The sequence below is a fragment of the Armatimonadia bacterium genome, from assembly GCA_039679385.1.
Classification (GTDB): Bacteria; Armatimonadota; Zipacnadia; order Zipacnadales; family JABUFB01; genus JAJFTQ01.
This window is the reverse complement of record JBDKVB010000053.1, coordinates 20977-42422: the sequence shown is the minus strand read 5'-3', so window position 1 is coordinate 42422 and position 21446 is coordinate 20977. Positions and strand designations below refer to the sequence as shown.

The window sequence follows — 21446 nt, the reverse complement described above, 5'->3', positions numbered from 1 at the left end:
CCGAGCGGGAATCAGTAACCGATCACGTCGACGACTTCGCGGTCGAGGTGGCTGTTGCGGTCGCCGCCGCCATCGATGTTGGCGCTCTTCCAGACCTGCGGCTGCTTGCCGGCGGCGGTCATCTTCTCAATGACGCCCGCCACGACCATCCACATGATCATGGCTGCGTTGATCCCCGACAGCGGGAACACCGGCACGTCGTAGCCTTCCACTTCCATGTGGCCGTCGCCCAGCGGGGCCTGGTTGTCGATGAAAATGTCGGCGCACTCATACAGGCGCTTCCCCGACGGGTGGCGGGACTCGACCTGCGAGGAGTAGTTCTCCGAGGAGATCACGATCACCGTGCAGCCGATGCGCTTGCACTCCAGGGCCAGCTCGATCTGCGGCAGTGACCGGCCGCTCACGGAGCCGATGGTGATGACGTCGCCCTTGCGGATACCCGAGGCCGCCACCGCCAGGCGAACGGTCTCCATCGCCACGTTGTAATCGGGGTCGACTGGTGGGCGCTCGCGTCGGCACTTCGGAAGCGGATCGTTGACCGAGAACTGCCACGAGAAGGGCCGGATGAACATGAGGCCGCCGCCACGATGGATGAGCTCGCGGTCGATGATGTGTCCGGTATCATGGACGTGCCAGGCGCCGCCGTTCATCACCGAGTTGGCAACAACCTCGGCGGCCTGGTCGATACGATCGAGTTGCTCTTTTTCGAGCTTGTCGAACTGCTCACGGAAGCTATTGAGAAGCTTGAGGGCAAGCATGGCCCGCTCCTTGGGTTTGGGGTTTCTGTCTGCACTATCTCGCGACGCAGGACCCCGGGACTAACCGCCGGAATCCTGCGCTCGGTGACGGGGAACGCCCGTCTGCGTTTGCTCAATCCGCGCCGGCAGCTCAGGTGTCCACTCGACCCCAAGGTCACGCAGGGCCAGGAGGCAGGCACCCATCACCGGCTTGATCTTGGGCTGAACCGGGCGTAGTCGTGGAGCCACTTCGTGGGCGATGCGGCAGAGGCGATTCCAGAAGATGCTGGAGCCCTGGGCCACACTTCCCGTCGCTACCAGATACTCGTCGGTATCCTCGAAGCCGATGCCACGGATGACCTCTACGAGGAGCTCGCCGAGCTCGTCCGCGGCCTGCTCAAGGACCCGGATCGCGACACGATCGCCCTTCATGGCCTCTTCGTCGACCGTCTTGGCGGCCGCCGCGATCTGCGCTCGCCCAATCCGATCCACGTACAGCAGGTTGAACACGTCCCGCAGCTTCTCGACACCGTAGGCCCGCGGGATCGCCTCGGCCAGGGAGGTGTGCCGCGCTTCAGACCAATGTGAGCGAAAGGCGGCCCGGATGCCCAGGATGCCGATGTGATGGGCGCTGCCCTCGTCGGCAATGATCGGCCCCTGTCCGCCCTCATGCACTGATCGGCCGTCGGCCGAGCGAGCATTCACGAAACTGCCGGTTCCCGAAAGCACCAGGACGCCATGGGTCGCAAGCGCCATGGCCAAACCCATGGTGACCTCGGAGACCGGCACGAAGTGCTCACGGGGCACCGACTGATCCAGCCATTCCTCCATGGCCGCCCAGCGCGCTGCCCCGGCGACTCGGTCGATCTGGGGCTTGAAGTCGGCGACCGCCCCCAGGACGGCGTCATGCACCGACCGGTAGGCGGCCTCTTCACCGACATACAGACCGTGCGTCGAACCTCCCCGTCCCCAGCCTACCACCCTTCCCTCTTCATCCATCAGGACGGCATCGCACTTCGTGCCGCCACCGTCAAGTCCGAGTACGTATCGCATGAAAGTACCGTAGCCCTACACGACCCCGGTCGAGGGCTTCTCCTTCTCGTGCTTCTTCTGACGTCGCTCCTTGAGCTCTTTCTGCGTCTTCTTTGCCGGCTTTGCCGGAGCCCTGCGATCTCTGTCCTTCATCCCACACTCATCTCCTCGAAGACCTGACGGCCGGGGTCCGTCGCTGCTCCTAGCCCGCCGTCGGCCCCGCAAATCTGCAACGCCTGCTCCAGCCGTCGGCCAACCAGCCGACGTGCCGTCAGGCCAGGCCCTCGGTCTCGCCCAAACCACGTGGCGCTCCCCGAGACCCACGGTCCTGCAGACAGGGTATTCCACAGACGCCCCGCAGACTCCTTCCCCAAAAAGCGAAAGGCGGAGGCCGCCTTCCTTGAGGCTGCCTCCGCCCTGATACACTGCTTTGCTCTTGCCGGACCCTCTAGCCAATCACGAGCGGCTCGCGTCGCACCAGTACGGCCTCGGTTGCTGCGGAGAGTTGGTACATCGCCTTGTCCACATGGGCCGAACTGGCGCCCTTCCCAAAGCTGATGACCTCACCGGGCTGTGCCTTCGGTCGCGGCTTTTTAACTCCCGCCGAGGCCGGCCCCAGATTCGGCTCCATCACAAAAGTCTCTCGTGCGCGCACATCGTTTGTCAGCGAGTCGTCGATCCAAAAACTCGTGGACTGCGAGTAGTAGCCGGCCTTCGACACGACGACCTCTACCTTGACGCGGTCATTGTAGTCATACAGGGCCACCGTGAAACCGGCCTTGACCCAGTTCGTCTGGAACCCCTGCCAATCGATCGGGTACCCGTTGCCAAGGGTCACGTAGTCCCAGGAGGTCAGCTCCGCCTGCGCGATCCCGTCTACCCAGACTGTCACGCCACCCAGAGCGCGAGCCGACGCGTCGGAGACGTTCAGAAGGATCGTCAGTCGCTTGTAGTGCGGGAACTCGTCATAGGGCGGGTAGTAGTACTCATCGTCCCCCCCACAGCCCGCCAGGATCACCGCGATGACCACACAGACCCCCAGCCCGAGAAGGAGACGCCCTGGTGTGCAATCTGCTTGACGTTGTCTGCGGAACATGGCTGTTGCCTCCCTTGGTGCGAAGACCACCCGAGTTGCTACTACAGATTATAGTAGTAGACGCTCACTGTCAAGCAGTTGTTCCGCATAGCACCCCAGAATCTCGATCCAACCCAACCAACCTACACCCAGAAGGCGTAGGTATTGATCTGCAGGATGATCCCAATCAGGGTCCAGATGCTCCCCACCACGAACTCGCCCAGAACCAGCCCCAGCGCAATAGGGATCGCGCCCTGGAACATCTTGTAGCCACCGTAGCGCAGTATGGTGGCCTTGATGACCCAGGCGATCAGGATCGGCAGCCACAGGCAGTTCATCGACCAACTCGACGAGATGGCGTACCCCACCGGATGGAAGGGCCACCACACGAAGTTCACGCGTAGGAACATCAGGATCAGCGTGAACATAAAGCCCGTCCCGTAAGCCCCGATGCGAGGCCAGCGTGTTGGGAAGGGCGTCACCAGCCACGACTGCAGCCGTTGAAAGGGCTCGCGCCCGAAGATCTGGGCAACCTCATGCATCTTGGCGGCGATCCCGTAGGTGTAGTACTGGTGGATCTGCGCCCAGAAGGCGGAGTAGGAGCCAACTACAACCGCCAGTGCCAGGGCCACGGCCATGCCCCGCAGGGGTATGCCCGCCGCCTCTGCGATCTTGAAGGCCTCGAGCTGGATTGGCATGGGATGCGCCCGGTACGCGCGGTTGAACCAGAAACACATGGACAGGTTCGTGAGCTGCTTGGCGTCAAGAATGCCCGGGGCAGTACCAAACAGATTCGTCAGGATCAGATCAGGCCCACCACCGTGGAGGTCATGCGCCGGCGGTCCGAGCTCAGCCCGGACGCGCGTCACCGTCAGTGATATCATGAAGTAGATGATGAACACCAACGCCGCCAGCCAGATCCACATGCCCATCCGTGCCGCGAAGATAGTCAGGTAGACGGTGCCGCCGAGGAGAACCCACAGGGCTGTGTTGTAGCTCGTCGGCTCGCCCTCATCGCGATAGTGGCCGCCCTTCATCAGCCCGTGCCAGATCTCACCCAGTTGGTCGCGAGCCATCCACAGGGAGAAGGCGCACAGACCCAGATAGGCCGCCGAGGACTGCTCGGGGACATAGGGGAAGCCGGGAATCCGGTTCAGGCCCACCAGCGCAGAGAGCAGCGACTGGCACTTCCAGAAAAGGTAGAAGAACCAACAGGAGAAGGCAAGATCGAGCGGCAGCAGCATCCCCATACCGATGGCGAAGGGGTAGAAGGAGATCCGCGTGCCGCCCAGTGCGCCCCAGGGATAGCCGCGAAAAAGCGTGGACATGTAGGCGTCGTAGTGGACCACGCGCACCTTGATCAGCGGCATGCTGGGGTATAGCTCGTGCAAGCCATTGACGATATCAACGGTGGCCGCCAGAGCGAAGCCGATCCACATCAGCTTGTTGCGCAGGAGCGGCGCGCCGGGTCGCGTGAGCTCGAGCGGCATGTGGGTGATCGGGTAGGTCAGCTTCTCCCGGTCGATCCAGCGCTTGCGCAGCAGCGTGTTCATCGCCAGCATCATCAGCGACAGAACCGCCAGGAAGGTGGCCCAGTTGCCGGCCGGACCCAGCCACGCCAGGATCCGCTCCTTCGTGTAGAAGGTCGTACCGCCGTCGAAGGCAGGGCGCCAAATCTTCGGATCGCTGATGGTCAGATGCTTGGGGATGTACTGGAAGAAGAGGTCTTCCCACTTGTTCTCAGGCGTCGCCAGCCAGTAGGGCATGATGATCTGGGGCGTAACGACCTGCGCCAGGTCGTGCCCGGTGAGGACCGAGCCAATGCACTGCATGCAGTAGATGACCAGCAGCTCATTGCGGTGGAAGGCCAACCGCGGGGAGATCCGCTGGAGTGCCGCGCTGAGAACCACGAGGAGGAGAAGGGTAAAGACTGCGTTGTAGAGCAGTGAGACGGTGGTCGGATGCCCCTGATACCGGGTCGTCTCCATCTGGGTGACCCAGTAGGCGTTCAGGGGCAAGAGCAGGCAACCGAAGATGAGAGCACGCGGCGTCACACCGCGCGAACCGCGAGGTTCCTTGGGTTTCATCTGCATCCTTCGGACGGCAGGCAACGTCCTCTGCCCGGTGTTCAGACTTTCTGGATGGGCGCATACGCAACCATCAACTGCTTGACGCCTTGTCGGGGGAAGGCGACGGTGACGATCGCCTCTTTCCCCTTGCCCGATACGGCCACGACGGTGCCACCACCAAAGCTGGGGTGTTGCACATGATCGCCCGGCTGGAACTCCACCACGGGGCCTGTCTGTTCCGCTTGCGGCGTTGGGGACGTGTTATTCCTCTTGCGTCGCGGTTTCTCCTCCTGCACCACAGACTCTGTCTCCGCCCCCTTCGCCGGAGGTACAGGACGAGAGCGCTCCTTCGCCTTCTTGGCTTCGTCCTCTGTCCGCTGCTTGGCCTTCTCACCATTGCGCCTGATGCGTGACATGATATCCGTCAGGTCGATCTTGTGGCCGCCGTAGTCCTTCTCGCCCAGTTCCTCCTCATCTCCCAGCAGCGACGCCTGCATCTGGTCCGTAAGCTGTGCCTGACGGTCGACAAGGTCTTCCGGCAGGTCGTCGAGGAACCGCGACGCCTTCTGGTACTGGGGCTGACCATAGATCGTCCGCCGGAAGGCGTGGGTCATGTAGAGCACCTGCTGCGCGCGGGTGATCCCCACATAGCACACACGCCGCTCTTCCTCCAGCTCGTGCTCGTTACCCATGCTGCGCTGGTGCGGAAAGATGCCTTCCTCCATGCCGACCATGAACACAATCGGGAATTCAAGGCCCTTGGCGGCATGCAGGGTCATCAGTGCGACCTTGCTGCCGAAGTCCTGCGCCTGATCAAGGTCGGAGATCAGCGCGAGATGCTCGAGGAACCGCCCGAGAGTGGGGTCGTCCGCTGTCTCCTGGAAACGCTGGGCCAGGGACACGAACTCGCGCACGTTCTCAGCCTTGGCCGCGTCGTCGGCATTCCCGGACTCCTCCAGCGATCGCAGGTAGCCGCTGTCCTCCGCCACTGCGCGGCAGAGGTCGGTCAGCGGCAGCGTCGCCGCCTTGCGTTGCAGGCTCTCCATCAGGTCATAGAACCCCGCTACGGCATGGCGCGCACGGTCCGAGAGGTTCACATCAACGGCACAGTAGCGCACCGCCTCGTACATGGAGCAGCTATTGTTGTCCGCCATGATGTGGATGGCGGCGACGGTCTTGTCGCCGATCCCCCGGGTGGGAACGTTGATGATGCGTTGCATCGCCACGGCATCTGCCGGGTTGTAGACCGCTCGCAGGTAGGCGATGAAGTCCTTGATGACCGCGCGTTCGTAGAAGCGGATGCCGCCGACGATCTCATAGGGGATCTGCAGCCGCATGAAGGCTTCTTCGAAGACCCGGGACATGGCGTTGGTGCGATACAGGATCGCGTAGTCGCCTGGCTGTGCAAGCCCACAGGAGACCTGGGTCTTGATGGCCTCCGCAACCCACTCCGCCTCTTCCTCCGCACTGACCGCCTGGTAAAGGAGGAGGTTGTCGCCCGGTCGGTTGGTGGTCCACAGCTTCTTCGCCTGGCGGCCCTTGTTGTGCTTGATGACCTCGTAGGCGCACTCGAGGATCTTCTGCGTCGAGCGGTAGTTCTGCTCCAGCTTCACAGTTCGGGCCGTGGGGTAGTCCTTCTCGAAGGCCAGGATCAGCCCTACATTGGCCCCGCGCCAGCCGTAGATCGCCTGATCGTCGTCGCCGACCACGCAGATGTTCTGCCGCCGGGCAGCCAGGAGATTCACGAACTTATACTGCGCGATGTTGATGTCCTGGTACTCATCTACGAGGATGTAGTGGAACCGCTCCTGGTACTTCTCAAGCACCTTGGGGTGGTCCTGGAGCAGTTGCACCGTCCGCATCAGAAGGTCGTCGAAGTCCAGTGCGTTGTTGTCCCGCAGCAGGGCCTGGTAGCGGCCATAGACCCGGCGCACGACATCGTCGAAGGGGCCCTTGCTCGTGCGGGAGTACTGCTGTGGTCCCATCAGCTCATTCTTGGCAGCACTGATGGCGTAGAGGATGTCGACGGGCTTGTACTGCTTGGAGTCGATGTCCAGGACCGCAAGGACCTGCTTGACGACAGCCCGCTGGTCCGCCTCATCGTAGATGACGTAGTTCTCAGGGATGCCGATTGCCGCGCCGTTTTCGCGGAGGATGCGGGCACAAGTCGAGTGGAAGGTGCCGGCCCAGATGCCGCGGGCACTGGACCCGATCAGCTTCCGGATGCGCTCCTTCATCTCCCCGGCAGCCTTGTTGGTGAAGGTGACGGCGAGGATCGTCCCCGGTGGAATCTTGCAGTCGCGGACCATGTGCGCAATACGGTAGGTGAGCGCACGCGTTTTTCCGCTCCCTGCACCCGCGAAGATGAGTACAGGACCTTCCACGGCCTCAGCGGCCTCGCGCTGCTGTGGGTTTAGTTCATCAAGCAAAGACAAAGGAGATCACCGGCTGACCAAAGTGAGCGGAGGAGACACCCGCTGCCCCGGGGATGCGGCGGCAGTTACTATACACGACAGAACGACCAAGGAGAAGGGTCTGAAGGACGCCCCCAGGGGGAGGCGGCGGACACCCTGGCCCTCACAAACAGGAGGGGCGACAGAGCCGCGTGTCCGACTCTGTCGCCCGAGACTCGCAGCAACCAGTTGAGTCTTACGCCCGGCTGTTCTTGCGTCGCAGGGCCGCCTCGACGACACCCCGGAACAAGGGGTGTGCGCGATTCGGCCGCGACTTGAACTCCGGGTGGAACTGCGAGGCGATGAAGAACGGGTGGTCGGGGATCTCCACCATTTCGACCAGGTCACCCTCCGGGGAAGTGCCCGAGAAGACCATCCCACACTGCTCCAGCCGCTCGCGGTAGGCGTTGTTGACTTCCAGGCGATGCCGATGGCGCTCGGAGATGTCCAGGGAGTCATACAGGCGGTTCGCCAGCGTCCCCGGCTTGATCTTGCAGGGGTAGGCCCCCAGACGCATCGTGCCGCCCAGTTCCGTGATGTACTCCTGCTCCTTGAGGTAGATGATGACCGGGTGCGGCGTCTCGCTGTCGAACTCCCGACTGTGCGCACCCTCAAGCCCGCAGACGTTCCGTGCGAACTCGATGACAGCGGTCTGCAGCCCCAGGCAGAGCCCCAGGTACGGGATCTGGTTGCGCCGGGCATAGCCGATGGCCGCGATCTTGCCCTCGATCCCGCGGTCGCCGAAGCCGCCGGGAACGATGATGCCGTCTACATCGGAGAGGTGTGCCTCCGGCCCGTCCGCCTCGATGTTTTTCTCGGAGTCCACATACTTGATCTCGACGGCGCAGTCGTTGGCGATACCACCGTGGCGAATGGATTCCGTAACGGACAGGTAGGCATCACGCAGGTCCATGTACTTGCCGACCATCGCCACCGTCACTCGGTCGGAGGGCTTGTTGACGTGGTCGATCATCCCCTGCCACTCGGCGAGGTCCGCCTTGCGGCTTTCGAGCCCAAGCTCGTCGGTCACCAGGTCGGCAATGCCCTGCGCTTCCATCAGCAGCGGGATCTCGTACAGACTCCCCGGGAAGTCTATCGACTCGATGATGTTGGCGACCGGCACATCACAGAAGAGCGCGAGTTTCTCGCGGGCCGCACTGTCGAGCTTGGTGGTAGCACGCACCACGATGATATCCGGTGAGATGCCCACGCTGCGGAGCTCACGGACACTGTGCTGCGTCGGCTTGGTCTTGAGTTCCCCGACGGTGCCCATGAAGGGGACCAGCGTCACATGGACGTAGCACACATTCTCAGGGCCCTCGTCGCGACGCATCTGGCGAATGGCCTCGAGGAAGGGCTGGCCTTCGATGTCACCGACCGTGCCGCCGATCTCGACGATACAGATGTCGGCCTCGTGCTTCTTGGCGCACTGGCGGATCCGTGCTTTGATCTCGTCGGTGATGTGCGGGATCATCTGCACGGTGTGGCCCAGGTAGTAGCCGCCTTCGCGTTCCTGGCGGATGACGGTGTCGTAGACCTGGCCCGTGGTCACGTTCGAGACCCGGCTGAGCGGCTCGTCGACAAAGCGTTCGTAGTGGCCGAGGTCGAGGTCGGTCTCTGCGCCGTCGTCGGTGACGAAGACCTCACCGTGCTGGAAGGGGTTCATGAGGCCGGCATCGACATTGATGTACGGGTCCATCTTCATCATAGCAACACGGAAGCCACGGTTCTTGAGCAAGCGCCCCAGCGACGCAGTTGTGATGCCCTTGCCGATCCCCGAGACGACCCCACCGGTAACGAATACGTACTTGGTCATGCAAGTCAGCCCTCTGTGTTTGTCGTGCGTCAGTTGCCTTTGCAGCCCACCACGTGGCCCCGGAGAGGGGGCCACGGTAACTACCGTCAACCGATTGGGTTGCGACCCTAACAGGCAGGTGCTTCGGCGTCCTTGTCCTGCGCAGGGCTCTCGGCGGCAGGTTCCGCCGGCGCGTCCTGTGCACCCGCGGGTTCCTCAGGGGCGGCCGCAGTCTCCTCAGCTTCAGCCGCCGTGTCCACCTCGACCACGGTCGCTTCGGCTTCAGCCTGTGCCGGGCCCTCGAGTGGCGTGTCGTCCTTGATCTCGACGACCAGCGTTGCCTCTGCCCCACCGTGCCGGACCGACTCGATCTGGCTGCGGAGCCGGGAGATCCCCTCGGTAACCTCATCGATGCGCTTGCAGTCAGCGAGGATGTCCTGGTTCGCCACGCGGTCACGGGTATACAGCGAGTAGACCTTCTTGCCGATCGCGCTGACGCGCTCCTCGCGCTCCTGGTTCAGTGCGCGGATCTGCGTCGCCAGCCGTCGGATCTCCGCCTGTTGGTCGATCGTCTCGGCGACGGCGTCTACGCCCTTGCGACCTCGCGACAGGAGATCGTCGCTGAGGCGCTTGAGATCACGAAGGAATCCGGCCATGGGTAAGCCCTCCCGGAAGGTAGCGCTCACATCCGTGTCGTGGGTCCGACGTCACGTTTGGTCGTCCCAGAGCCTGCGCAGCGGGTTGCTCGCAGGCCGCCGGAACGGTCAGAGCTTGTCAAGGCGGTGCAAACCGGCCTCACGGGCTGCACGCACGGCGGCCTCGTACTCCTCTGCCGTGATCCGCCGGGCAATCCGTGGGTGTTCGTGTGCCCGATAGCAGGGGTGATACTGGGCCATCACGTTCACATACATCTCGCGGTCCAGACCGGCAAGAAACTGCATGATTCGCGCCGTCCCGGCCAGCCCCTCAGGAAGGACCAGATGCCTGACGAGCAGTCCCCGTACGGCGATCCCACGCTCATCAAGCTGCAGTGGACCGACCTGCCGGTACATCTCCCCAATAGCCACTCGCGCCCGCTGGGGATAGTCGGCAGCTCCCGAGAGCTCGGCGCTCACCGCCGGGTCCGCATACTTGGCGTCCGGCATGTAGATGTCAAGGATTCCGTCCAGAAGCTGGAGGGCCTCCAGGCTCTCGTAGCCTCCGCAGTTGTATACCACCGGCAGCCGCAGCCCGTTCTGAGCTGCAAGCCCAAGGGCCTCCACCAGGACCGGCACATAGTGCGTCGGAGTGACAAGGTTCACGTTATGGCAGCCGCGCTCCTGAAGCTGGAGCATGATCTCGGCCAGCTCGGCGATGGACACCGTGTGTCCCAGCCCTTCGCGGCTGATGTCGTAGTTCTGGCAGAAGGCACAGCCCAGGTTGCAGTGGGTCAGGAAGATGGTTCCCGAGCCCCCGACCCCAACCAGGGGCGCTTCCTCGCCGAAGTGCGGACCGTAGCTTGAGATCATCGGTTCCGGTCCCGCTCGGCAGAAACCCATCTCCCCGGCGATCCTGTCCACGTGACACCGCCGCGGGCACAGTCGGCAGGGCGCCATCAGGCCTCGGAGAGCCTCAACGCGCTCCGCCAGCTCACCCGACTCCACTAGCGCCAGATAGGCCGGTTCACCCATCGCGCCACCCCCTGGGTCCGACATGACTACCAAGGTGCGTCGCAAGCCGATCTGCCGCAGGCCCAGGCCCGCCCAAGCCTTAGGAGGGCATCCCGGTCAGCAGCCCGGCAACCGTCTCAATCGTCGGATGATCGGTCATGTCGAAGCAGACCGGCGTGACCGAGATCATGTCCCCTCGGCAGGTGCCGATGTCGGTATCTGTCCCGCTGTCCACCTCGGTCACCTCGCCGCTCAGCCAGTAGTAGGGTCGGCCCCGTGGGTCTTCACGTCGCTGGACCACGTTGGCATAGGCCCGCCGGCCGAGGCGGGTAGCGTGGACTCCCTTGATCCCCTCCGGCGGCAGGTTCGGAACGTTCACATTCAGGAACATGCCCGAAGGCAGGTCGGTCTCGATGTACCGCGGGATCAACGCCTTGACGAAGGCCGCAGCAGCCCGGTAATCGCAGTCATGATAGGCGGTGACGGAGACGGCGATACTCCGCAGGCCCTGCAGACAGGCCTCCATCGCCGCAGCGACGGTGCCGGAGTAGAAGACCTCCTCCCCCATGTTGGCGCCCGCGTTGATCCCCGACACCACAACGTCGGGCGGAGCCGGTTCGTTGTCTCGGGCCAGGACCACGCAGTCCGCAGGTGTGCCGCTCACGGCAAAAGCGGCCGCCGACACCCCTTCCACCCGGGCCGGTACCATACGCAAGGGCTTGTGTAGGGTGATGGCGTGCCCGGCGCAACTCTGCTCGCGCTCTGGTGCCAGGATGAGCAACTCGCCAAGCGGCTCGAGTGCCTGTGCAAGCGCCCGCAGACCGGGAGCACGAATGCCGTCATCGTTGGTCAGGAGTATCCGCATAGCTTGCAGTGGCCCCATCTCTGTCGTGGCGGAACCGCGGGCAGGCGGTCCCCCCTCTGTCTGTTCAAAGCAGCTATTCTGCCCGATCTAGCTGAAAGTGACAACCTCTAGTCGCGTGACGCCGTCCAGGGCGAGCACTGCCCGGCGAACCTCCGCCGGCACCGGGTCGTGGAGACGCACTGCCAGAAGACCAAGGCCCTCGATCTCCTCGCGTCCCACCTCGATGCTGGCGATCCCAATGCCCGCCTCGCCCAGCAAGGACCCGATCGCGCCGATGAACCCCGGCACCCGAGGGTTCTGCTTCCACAGGAACATGTACTCGCCTTCGGGCGCCAGGTCAACACTGAAACCGTTGATGCCCAGAATCCGCGGCTGCGAGCCCTCGATGACCGCTCCGAACAGGCGATAGGCGTCCTCGGCGAAGTGGACCTGGACCTCCAGCGACCGCGAGTAGCCTCGGTCATCCCCACTCACAGCGTAGGAGACGCGGATACCCCGTTCGCGGGCGATGAGCAGAGCGCTGACCTCATTCAGACCGCCGTCCGTCTTGCCTTCGAGCAGCCGACTAACGGCCCAACTCGCAATCAGCGGCATGCCCTGATCGGGTGTGGTCGAGGAGGCAACCAGGGAGAACTCCCGCGGCGCTCGGGTAGTCAGCACACCTGCCAGACGCCCCAGGCGTGCGGCAAGGACCAGCATCGGCCTGACCTGCGTCAGAAGCTCAGGCGACAGCGCCGGAACGTTCACCGGCGTCCGCGGCGGCCGTCCAGCCAGGACCTCGACGATCTGCTCAGCCGCGTCGATCGCAACCGCTTCCTGTGCCTCGGTGGTTGAGGCGCCCAGGTGAGGTGTTGCCACCACGTTTGGCAACCCGACCAGCTCCGGGTTGGCCTTCGGCTCGCCCTCAAAGACGTCCAGCGCCGCTCCAGCAAGGCGTCCAGACCGGAGAGCATCAATCAGGGCCGCCTCGTCGATGATCCCACCCCGCGCACAGTTCACCACGATGGCGTTGGGCTTCAGGAGCGCCAGTTCCTCGGCTCCGATCAGACCACGCGTCTCCTCCGTCAGCGGGGTGTGCACGGTGACGAAGTCGGAGGTCCGCAGCAGCTCTTCAAGGCCTCCCAGCCGTGCGCCGAAACCGTCCACCAACTCGGGGGAGGCGTAGGGGTCATGGACCAGGAGCTCCATACCGAGGCCCTTGGCCCGTCGCGCGACCTCGCCCCCGATTTTGCCGAGGCCAACGATACCGAGGGTCTTCCCTGCGACCTGGCGTCCGACAAACCGCTTACGATCGAACTCGCCGGCCTTCATCGAAGCATCCGCCGGAGCGATGTTGCGAGCTGCTGCGAGAAGAAGGGCGATGGTGTGCTCGGCGGCGGCGATAATGTTCCCACCAGGGCTGTTGAGGACCAGAACGCCGTGCCGCGTAGCCGCTTCGACGTCGATGTTATCCACGCCCACTCCGGCACGGGCGATCACCCGCAACCCGGGAGCGTGCTCCAGGACCCGGGCCGTCACCTTCGTCGCGCTGCGCACGATGAGCCCGTCGCAGCCCGCCAGCGCCGCGATCAACTCATCCTCCGACGGAGCCCCGAGTTCGACCACCTCCGCGCTCTTGCGCAGAAGCTCAATCCCGGCCACCGACACCCTGTCACATGCAAGAATGCGAGGCATGACCATCACCTGAGACGGAGTGTGCCTCCAAAGATGGGCAGCTAGCTGCTGAAGACGTCCTGGGCCGCCTGGACTCCCGCTGCCGGGTCGCAGGAATGTCCCAGCTTCACGAGCACCTCACCCACGGCCTGGACCGTCCGCAGGACATCCTCCGGCTGCACAGTCCCCATGTGGCCAAGGCGGAAGATCTTGCCCTTGAGCTCGTCCTGACCGCCGGAGATGACGATGTTGTAGCCTGCCTGCACGCCCTTGACTAGCTGACCCGAATCCAGACCCGCCGGCGAGGTGACCGAGGTCACAACACTGCTTGCGTAGGCGGGGTCGGCGAACAGCGCCAGGTTGAGGGCGGTCATGGCCGCTCGTGCGGCACGCCCTGCCCGTGCGTGGCGTGCATAGACAGCTTCCATGCCCTCTGATAGCATCAGGTCGAGGGCGGCGCCAAGGCCCTGCATCAGGTTGACCGCCGGCGTGTACGGGGTCTGGTCCTTGGCCAGCGACGCCCGAGCCTTGCGCAGATCGAAGTAGTACCTCGGCGTGCGGCAATGCTCCGCGACCTGCCAGGCATGCTCCGACAAGGACACGAAGGCCAGCCCGGGCGGAAGCATGAAGGCCTTCTGTGAGCCCGCCACCACCGCATCCAGTCCCCAGGCATCCGTCTTGACCGGAATCCCGCCCATGCCGCTCACACAGTCGACGATCGTCAGGCAGCGGTAGTCCTGGGCAATCCTCGCCAGCGAGGCCACGTTCTGGCAGACGCCGGTCGAGGTCTCGTTCTGGACGAAAAGCAGAGCCCTGAAGGGCCGATGGGCCAGCATCTCGGCGACTTGCTGCGGCTCAGCGGCCTTCCCGGCAGGCACCTCCAACCAGGTCACCAGCGCCCCGTAGGTCGCAGCGATGTCGCCCATACGCTTGCCGAACTTGCCGCTGTTGATGGCCAAGACTCGGTCGTCGGGGCTAACGAGATTGGCGATGGCCGCCTCATCGCCGCCGGTTCCTGAGCAAGCGAGGATCAGGACGTCTTTCTCGGTCTGAAACACGGTCTTCAGACCGTGGTTGCACCGGTGCAGCAGTTCGGCGAACTCGGGTCCGCGATGGTACATCGACGGGCTCCCGATGGCTCGCTGAACCTCAATCGGGAGGTTCGTCGGCCCCGGAATCATCAGGAGGGCATCGCTATTCATGGGCAGATCACTCCGCCGTTGTGGTTGGCATGCGCGGGAAGTGTGACGTTGTCGGCTATTACGACGTTCTGCAGATTGGCACCTGCCCCCACGGTCACCTGCTCCCACAGGAGGCTGCGGCAGATACTGGCTCCGGCGCCGACCGTGCAGTTGGGGCCGAGTGTAACGTCAGGGCCGATCACCGCATCGGGTCCGACATGCACACCGGGACCGAGGTGCACCGGCCCCACGAGCCTGGCGGAAGCGTCCACAACCGCATCGTCAGCGATCGTCGCAGTCATCCAGGGCACGGCTCCGCCCAGCAGGTCGCACGAGGTCTCTAGATAGGAGTCCAGAGTACCGACATCGGCCCAGTATCCCTGGTGCGCGGGAACATGCCCCAGGAGCGGACGCCCCGCCGCCAGCAGCCCCGGGAACAACTCCAGTTCGTTGGAGTAGGTGGTCGCCACGGGGATGAAGTCAAGGACCTCGGGACTCATCACGTACAGTCCGCTATTGACCGTGTTGCGCCCCGTTTCATCCACGGCCCGCTTCTCCAGGAAGGCCTGCACCCGCCCGTCGTCGTCGCAGCGAATCAGCCCGTACCGGCTCACATCGGCAACCCGACGCAGGCAATAGGTGACCGTGGCGCCGAAGTCTGCATGAGCCTTCAGCACGGCACCGAGGTCAACATCGTAGACCAGGTCGCCGTTCATGGCGACGAAATCGCCCCGCAGGAGCTCGCCCACGTTCCTGATGCCGCCGGCGGTACCGAGGGGCTGTGGATCCTCCACGTAGGTCAACCGCACACCCCAACGAGATCCGTCACCGAGCGAGTCTCGAAGCGAATCAGCGCGGTAGCCGACGGCGAGAATGACGTCGGCGATTCCGTAGCGGGCCAGAAGGCGGAACTCGTAGGACAGAAGGGGCTCGTTGAGCAGTGGGACAAGCGCTTTGGGACGACGGTACGTGAGGGGACGCAACCGCGTGCCCTCACCACCCACCAGCAACACAGCCTGACTGATCTCGCTGGCCAATCTCGCGGCTCCAAAGGCTCGAGTCTTGCGCCGAGGCGGAGCACTGGAGCGGCGCGTCGACGTTCCCCGGCCGACGCAGACCGCAGGAGTATCTAGGCCCCGTCGGCTCGGGCTGGGCGAATGGCCTCCAGCCTCAGTTGCAGGCCGCGCGTACCGTTGTACTCATTGATCTCCGGCGTGTGGCAGATATCCAGCAGAGCCCCGCGCTGCAGGTGCTGCAGCTCAGGACCCATGCCGAAGCCGATGCAGTCCACCGGACGCTCGCCCTGGGACACGAACAGCTTGAGGTGGTTCTCGTCACGTCCGACAGCCCGGGCGTCGAGCACGTCCACGCCCCGTGTAATGAACAGCGGGTCCGGGTTTGACTGGCCGTAGGGCTCAAGCGACCGAAGGCCCGCCAGCAACTCCTCGTCAATCTCGTCCAGCAGCAACTCGGCGTCGATGTGAATCCGCGGGCAAATCTGGTCCAGGTCAAGCAACTCGGCAGCAATCTGGTTCAGGCGTGTGCGGAACTCCTGCAGGTCCTCGGTACGCAGGGTCAGACCCGCTGCGAGGGCATGTCCGCCGTAGCGCAGCAGCGTGTCACGGCATTGGTCCAGCGCAGAGGCGATGTCGAACTGCTGGATGCTGCGTGCCGAACCGCGGGCTTCGTCTCCCTGCTCGACCAGCAGAATGGTCGGCCTGCCATGGCGCTCCAGAATCTTCGAGGCCACAATGCCAACCACACCGATATGCCAGTCGGAGGAGGACAGCACCACGACGCGGTCGTTGTCGAGGTCTACCTGCTCGTCGATCAGCCTCAGAGCGTCGCGATAGGTGTTCTCCTGCTCGCGCTGACGCTCCTGGTTGGCACGCTCAAGCTCCAGCGCGAGACGCGTGGCTTCCTCCTCGTCATCCGTGAGCAGAAGCTCCAGCGCATCCGTCGCGTCCCCCATGCGCCCGACGGCATTCATCCGGGGACCAAGGCGGAAGGCCACGTCGGAGGAGCGGACCTGCCCGTTGAGGTTGCAGAGCCGCAGAAGCGCCTGCAGGCCCACCTTGCGAGTCTTGGGCAGCGAGGCGAGGCCGTAGTGGGTCATGATACGGTTCTCGCCCAGCAGCGGCACCACATCAGCGACGGTCCCCAGGGACACGAGATCGAGGAAGGCCCGCTGCAGGGACTCTTGGGGAATGTTCAGGCGCAGGCACACAGCGGAGGCGGTCTTGAAGGCCAGGCCCACGCTCGCCAGTTCGCGTTCCGGGTAGGTCGCATCCGCTCGCTTGGGGTCGACGACGGCATTGGCGTCGGGGAGAGAGTCGCCGGGCTCGTGGTGATCGAGGACGATCACGTCCATGTTGAGCCGTCGGGCCTCTGCGACCGGCTCTGTGGCCGTTACTCCACAGTCAACCGCAACAACCAGTGTGACCCCGAGCCGCGCTGCCTGACGTACGGCATTCACGCTCAGGCCATACTGGTCGATCTGTCGGTGAGGGATGAAGTAGTGGACATCAACGCCCAGCTTCGACAGAAACCGCACCATCAGGGCCGACGCAGTGACGCCGTCCATGTCATAGTCGCCATGGACCATCAGTGTCTCGCGCTTTTCAATCGCCTGGGCGAGACGGTCTACGGCTGCGGTCATGTCGGGGAGGCCAAAGGGGTCGAGGAGCTTGTCCAGACTGGGGTTGAGGAAGTCACGAGCGGCATCGACGGTGGTGATCCCGCGGCCACGCAAAACACTGGCGACCGCCGGGTGGATCCCCAGGGCGCGGGCCATACGTGCCTCGAAGTCGAAATCGCGCGGCCGTACCTCCCAAATGGGTGAACTGCTGGCCATCGCCAAGTGCGAATCGGCCTCCTATCACTGTTTGGCGCAGTATACGGGATAGACAGGTGCAAGTCAAACCGCGCCCACCTCCTGAGAAGTGTACGCATCTGAGCCAGGACAGGGTGTCTGAAGCACCCAGTGGGGCCTCGGTCCCAGGCCTATCAGGACACGTTCTGACGACCACTCCGCCGCTGCGCACGCACCACAAGGATCAGCGTTGGCAGCCAGATGATCCAGCCCACCACGATCACGTATACCAGGGCCGTCAGGAGCGCGCGCAGGATCAGAATGAGGGCTCGGACAGCACTGCGCAGGTGGTACCCGAGGTTGAACTTGCCTGTGGCGGCGACAGCCGCCTCGCCCTTCTCGTAGAAGCTGACTGTGATGGTGCACAGGTCGATCTGATCGGACAGGACCCGCATCTGGCCCTGCATCTGCTCGATTCGCTCGCGCACCGACGACAGCTTCGTCTCGATCTGGATGATGTCGGCCAGCTTGCCGCCGCGATCGAAGAGCTTGGTGATCTCCTGCTCTTCGCGCTGCGCGTTCTTGAACCGGGCCTGGAGGTCGACAAACTCCGCCGTCACATCCTGAACATGGCTCGAGGTGCTCTCGATCTTGCCCAGGCCTCGAACCTTCGCAAGCGCCTCATCATAGCGCGCCACCGGGACCCGAATCGTGGCACTGCCGGCCTTGCCTCCGTCGCTGTGGCGCGAGACAGAGGTGTTACCCACGAAGCCTGCGTACTGCCGAGCGATGTTCTCGCACTCCTGCAGCGTCTTCTCGGCGTCCTCCACCTCAACTTGCACTTCCGCCGTCCGGATCATCTTGCGCTCAGTGGCCGCATGAGCGATGGCGGAGGCCAGAGGGGCTCGCACCTCACCACCGGAGGGCGCTTCGCCGCCGGACGCAGCCTGGTCGGCCTCAATCCCTGGAGCCGACGGCGCTACAGCAACCTCCGCCCTGGGCCCACCCGGCCGGCCCTTCTCACGCGCCCGACCAGCCAGACCCACCACAACCATGGCCAGGAAGGTCAGGCAGACAAGACCCGCAAGGACGAACAGAAGAACACGCAGAGGCTTCATGGCGTATCACCTGTACACGTGAGATAGCGGAGCACACTTCACGTCGCCGGCGGCTCGCTTCCCTGCACCTGTACGACCTCGCGACTTCTCCACTATTGTACAACGGGTTGTCGAACCCGTGGGTTCCAGATAGCCACTGCGGAGTTCGCACTCAGTCTGCCATCTTCCTGTCACGACGACCGAAGACGAGCGAGTTGAGAGCACGTAGGACCGAACTCAGGGCCTCGGAGGCCTGCGTCTGCGCCTCGACATCGCCCTCCAGATACCGAAGGTGCAGCGGGTGAACCTGCTGCAGGAAGGCCTGACGGAAGTCCTGCTGGGTCGTCGGCGTCCCGACGGTCCCGCCAGGTCCCTCAGGCAGCCAGGGGATCCGCAGAGACCTGATCTCGTCGAAGCTGATGTTGGGGGTGCCCACACCATTGGTAATGCGGTGGATCTGAGACCACACCAACTCGGAGCGCAAGCACAGCAGAACGTAAACAGGATCGATTCCGGTCAACTGCAGGCGATCAACGAAGGAACCCACGAGGGCCGGTCCGCGTTGGAGGAATACGGCTACGCGGTTACGCGCGACTGAGCCGACACCCGAGCGCGGAAACACGATGTCACCGCACTGAAGCCGTGCGCGAGGGTGATCCCAGGGGCTTCCCTCAGGTACCCTTCGAGCGCCACGCAGATCGACGCCGCAGTCGCCCACCTGCCCCTGGTCGACTACGGGGATGTCTTCGGCGCCACCAAAGCCAAGATCGAGCTGGCCACCCGCCGAAGCGGAGGGCTCACGACCGGTGACAATCGGCCCATAGGTTATCAGCGTCAGGAACTCGCCAAGGGACACGAGGGGCAGGACGCACTCGTCGAGCACACGCTCGTAATCCGGGTGCCAGAAGTCCGGATCAAGGCGACCTCGCAGCTTCGGATCTGATTGCGGCCGGTGTGTGACCAGCATCAGAGGTTAGTGGGCTCGCCCCAGTGTTCGGAGTAGACGATGTCGGCCAGAGGCAAACGAGGTCTCGGAACAGGCGCTTCCGCCGGACGTCCCAGGGACGTGAAGGCCACGATCCGCGCTCCCTCCGGCACACCAAGAACCCTCCGTGCCGCGGGTTCGTCAAAGGCCTTCATCCAGCAAGTGCCATATCCCAGCTCCGTGGCTTGCAGGATGAGGTGCGTCAGGGCGATGGTCGTATTCAGGGCCATGTAGGCAGCCCGTTCCGGCTCGGGCATGGCATCGAAACGGCTCTTGAGCAGGCGGCCGGTTCGCTTGGCGATGGTCGGTGCAGCAGCCGTCGGGTCAACCGTAGACAACTCGATCGTGCGCTCGGGGATATCACAATGGGCGTCGACGATGGCCAGGCACGCGATGACCACCGGAGCCTGCCGGCAGATCTCCTGATTCTGTTTGAGGTCCATGGCTTCTCCGGCAATCCGCTCGCGAAGCTGCGGGTCGCGGACCACAATGAAGCGCCAGGGCTGAGTGTTGCAGCCTGAGGGTGCCAGCCGGGCGGCGTCCAGAATGATGCGCAGGTGGTCGTCGGGCACGGGGTCGGGAAGATAGCGGCGGATGCTGCGTCGCTGGCTGATGGCTTCCTGTACGGTCATCCTCGGCTCCCTGTCTTGAGGTAAGGTCTGAGCCACGTGTCTTGCGGTAGCACCGCCATATGCTATACTCCGCAAAGGGATTGGGCAAGGCCCGTGGCCTGCAAAGGTGCACGAGGCAAAGCCTTCCCAACGAGGTCGGATTCCAGGAGGTTGCTCCAATGCGTCAATCCTCAGTCATCACGGTTGCAGTCATGCTCCTTGGGCTGTTCTTGCTCGGTGTTGCCTGCGCCCAGGAGGCACCGACAGCTCCGCAGGTAGCTGCTGCTCAGGTCATCAAGTACACGCCGAAACTCGGCGAGAAGCTCCAGTGCACTGCCGTCGGCAAGCTGGCCGACTTGCAGGTCAACGGCATGTCAATGGGCATCAAGGGCCAGGCTTCGGGCAAGGTCGATGCCGAAGTGACGGCAGTCGACAAGGAGACGGGCAACTGGACGCTGCGGGTCTCCTTCTCCGAACTCAAGGCCGAGTTCGCTGGACAGCCACGGCAGCCCAAGCCCGTCGCTCCTGTGTCCATCAAGATCACTCCGTCCGGAGAGATCCTCGAGGTCCTGCGCTCCAACCCGAACGGCACAGCGGCGGCGGCGCCGAACCCAGGAACAGATGTCCTGGCCACCGGCGGCATCCCGCTGGACCTGATCGCCATGCTCGCCTTCACGCCGCGGTTCCCGGACAAGGCCGTGAAGGTCGGCGACGAGTGGGCACAGGACGAGACGCGCGAGCTTCCCATGGTCGGCAAGGCGACCGTGAAGACGACCAACCGCATCACCAAGCTCGATGACAAGGCCGCAGGACTGGCGACGACGATTGGTGCCGCGCTCCCGGCCTTCGAGATGCCGAACCCGCTTATGCAGGGGACGGTCAAGGTCCAGAGCGGGAGAATCGCGGCCGACAAGATCGAGCGCGAACTGGACCGCGAGCGCTCGCTTGTGACCCGCTCCAAGGGCGGCATCAGGATCGAGATGGCCGCCGACATGGGCTTCGGCATGCCGATGCCCCTCGTGATGCTGGCGGACTTCGAAGTCAAGCCCGTTGAGGCCGAGCAGCCCCAGGCACCGGCAGAGCCCGCCAAGGCCGGTGGTCAGGCAGCGGCTCCGTCACTGCAACTGGGACCTCTGGCCGCCGATGGGAAGCTGCGTGAGGGCATCCTTCGTCTTGCCCTCGGCCTGGACTTCTCCAAGGTCAGTATGCCGACCGCTCTCGGGCAGTACCGAGGACTGGCACAGAGCTTTCGTGCCGGTCTCGGAATGGACGCCGGTGTGAGCCAGGCTGAGCGCGGCAAGCTGGCCCTTTCCGGCGAGGCACGGCTGGGCTCCTGGGGTGGCAAGCGTGTGTGTCAGATCGACCTGAGGACCGTTGCGACGCAGGTCGCGGCGATCACAAGCGGACTGCTGCATAGCTGGGAGTAGCCGGC

17 protein-coding genes are annotated in these 21446 nt (G+C 64.0%); 1 reads left to right on the top strand and 16 read right to left on the bottom strand.

The window, feature by feature from the left end:
- Positions 1-11: 11 nt before the first annotated feature.
- The 16 genes from ABFE16_05750 to ABFE16_05675 form a co-directional block, all read right to left on the bottom strand.
- Complete coding sequence (locus ABFE16_05750; GenBank protein ID MEN6344790.1) at positions 12-758, bottom strand: sugar isomerase domain-containing protein; 747 nt, start codon at positions 756-758, stop codon at positions 12-14.
- A 60-nt stretch (positions 759-818) separates the two neighbouring features.
- Positions 819-1790: a BadF/BadG/BcrA/BcrD ATPase family protein gene (locus tag ABFE16_05745; GenBank protein MEN6344789.1), complete on the bottom strand. Its 972-nt coding sequence runs from the start codon at positions 1788-1790 to the stop codon at positions 819-821.
- A gap of 427 nt (positions 1791-2217) precedes the next feature.
- Complete coding sequence (locus ABFE16_05740) at positions 2218-2865, bottom strand: hypothetical protein (protein MEN6344788.1); 648 nt, start codon at positions 2863-2865, stop codon at positions 2218-2220.
- 122 nt (positions 2866-2987) lie between these two features.
- A complete protein-coding gene (locus ABFE16_05735) occupies positions 2988-4931 on the bottom strand; it encodes a DUF6785 family protein (GenBank protein MEN6344787.1) in 1944 nt (647 codons plus the stop codon).
- Positions 4932-4972: 41 nt separating this feature from the next.
- Entirely contained in the window at positions 4973-7342 is a 2370-nt protein-coding gene (locus ABFE16_05730) for a UvrD-helicase domain-containing protein (GenBank protein MEN6344786.1), read from the bottom strand.
- Between the two features lie 220 nt (positions 7343-7562).
- Positions 7563-9182 (bottom strand): CTP synthase, encoded by a 1620-nt coding sequence (locus ABFE16_05725; protein MEN6344785.1) that lies wholly within the window; start codon positions 9180-9182, stop codon positions 7563-7565.
- A 107-nt stretch (positions 9183-9289) separates the two neighbouring features.
- The gene (locus ABFE16_05720; protein ID MEN6344784.1) at positions 9290-9817 is read right to left on the bottom strand and encodes a hypothetical protein; all 528 of its coding nucleotides are present in this window, start codon (positions 9815-9817) and stop codon (positions 9290-9292) included.
- Positions 9818-9925: 108 nt separating this feature from the next.
- A complete protein-coding gene (locus tag ABFE16_05715; GenBank protein ID MEN6344783.1) occupies positions 9926-10831 on the bottom strand; it encodes a radical SAM protein in 906 nt (301 codons plus the stop codon).
- A gap of 79 nt (positions 10832-10910) precedes the next feature.
- On the bottom strand, positions 10911-11675 hold the full coding sequence (surE, locus tag ABFE16_05710) for a 5'/3'-nucleotidase SurE (GenBank protein MEN6344782.1): 765 nt from the start codon (positions 11673-11675) through the stop codon (positions 10911-10913).
- 87 nt (positions 11676-11762) lie between these two features.
- Positions 11763-13349: a phosphoglycerate dehydrogenase gene (serA, locus tag ABFE16_05705; GenBank protein MEN6344781.1), complete on the bottom strand. Its 1587-nt coding sequence runs from the start codon at positions 13347-13349 to the stop codon at positions 11763-11765.
- A gap of 41 nt (positions 13350-13390) precedes the next feature.
- Positions 13391-14530, bottom strand: coding sequence for an alanine--glyoxylate aminotransferase family protein (locus tag ABFE16_05700; GenBank protein MEN6344780.1), 1140 nt, complete (start codon positions 14528-14530; stop codon positions 13391-13393).
- Positions 14527-15546 carry an NDP-sugar synthase gene (locus ABFE16_05695; GenBank protein ID MEN6344779.1) on the bottom strand — a complete coding sequence of 340 codons (1020 nt, stop codon included), beginning with the start codon at positions 15544-15546 and terminating at the stop codon, positions 14527-14529. The genes ABFE16_05700 and ABFE16_05695 overlap by 4 nt, the downstream gene beginning before the upstream one ends.
- Positions 15547-15638: 92 nt before the next feature.
- Positions 15639-17303: a single-stranded-DNA-specific exonuclease RecJ gene (gene recJ / locus ABFE16_05690; protein MEN6344778.1), complete on the bottom strand. Its 1665-nt coding sequence runs from the start codon at positions 17301-17303 to the stop codon at positions 15639-15641.
- Positions 17304-17515: 212 nt separating this feature from the next.
- Positions 17516-18439, bottom strand: a complete 924-nt coding sequence (locus tag ABFE16_05685; GenBank protein ID MEN6344777.1) for a DUF4349 domain-containing protein — start codon at positions 18437-18439, stop codon at positions 17516-17518.
- Between the two features lie 151 nt (positions 18440-18590).
- Entirely contained in the window at positions 18591-19385 is a 795-nt protein-coding gene (locus ABFE16_05680; protein ID MEN6344776.1) for a hypothetical protein, read from the bottom strand.
- Entirely contained in the window at positions 19385-20035 is a 651-nt protein-coding gene (locus tag ABFE16_05675) for a nitroreductase family protein (protein ID MEN6344775.1), read from the bottom strand. Before ABFE16_05675 ends, ABFE16_05680 begins: the two co-directional genes overlap by 1 nt.
- 158 nt (positions 20036-20193) lie before the next feature.
- On the opposite strand from ABFE16_05675, the gene ABFE16_05670 reads away from it, so the two are divergent.
- Entirely contained in the window at positions 20194-21441 is a 1248-nt protein-coding gene (locus tag ABFE16_05670; GenBank protein ID MEN6344774.1) for a hypothetical protein, read from the top strand.
- The last annotated feature ends 5 nt before the right edge of the window (positions 21442-21446 follow it).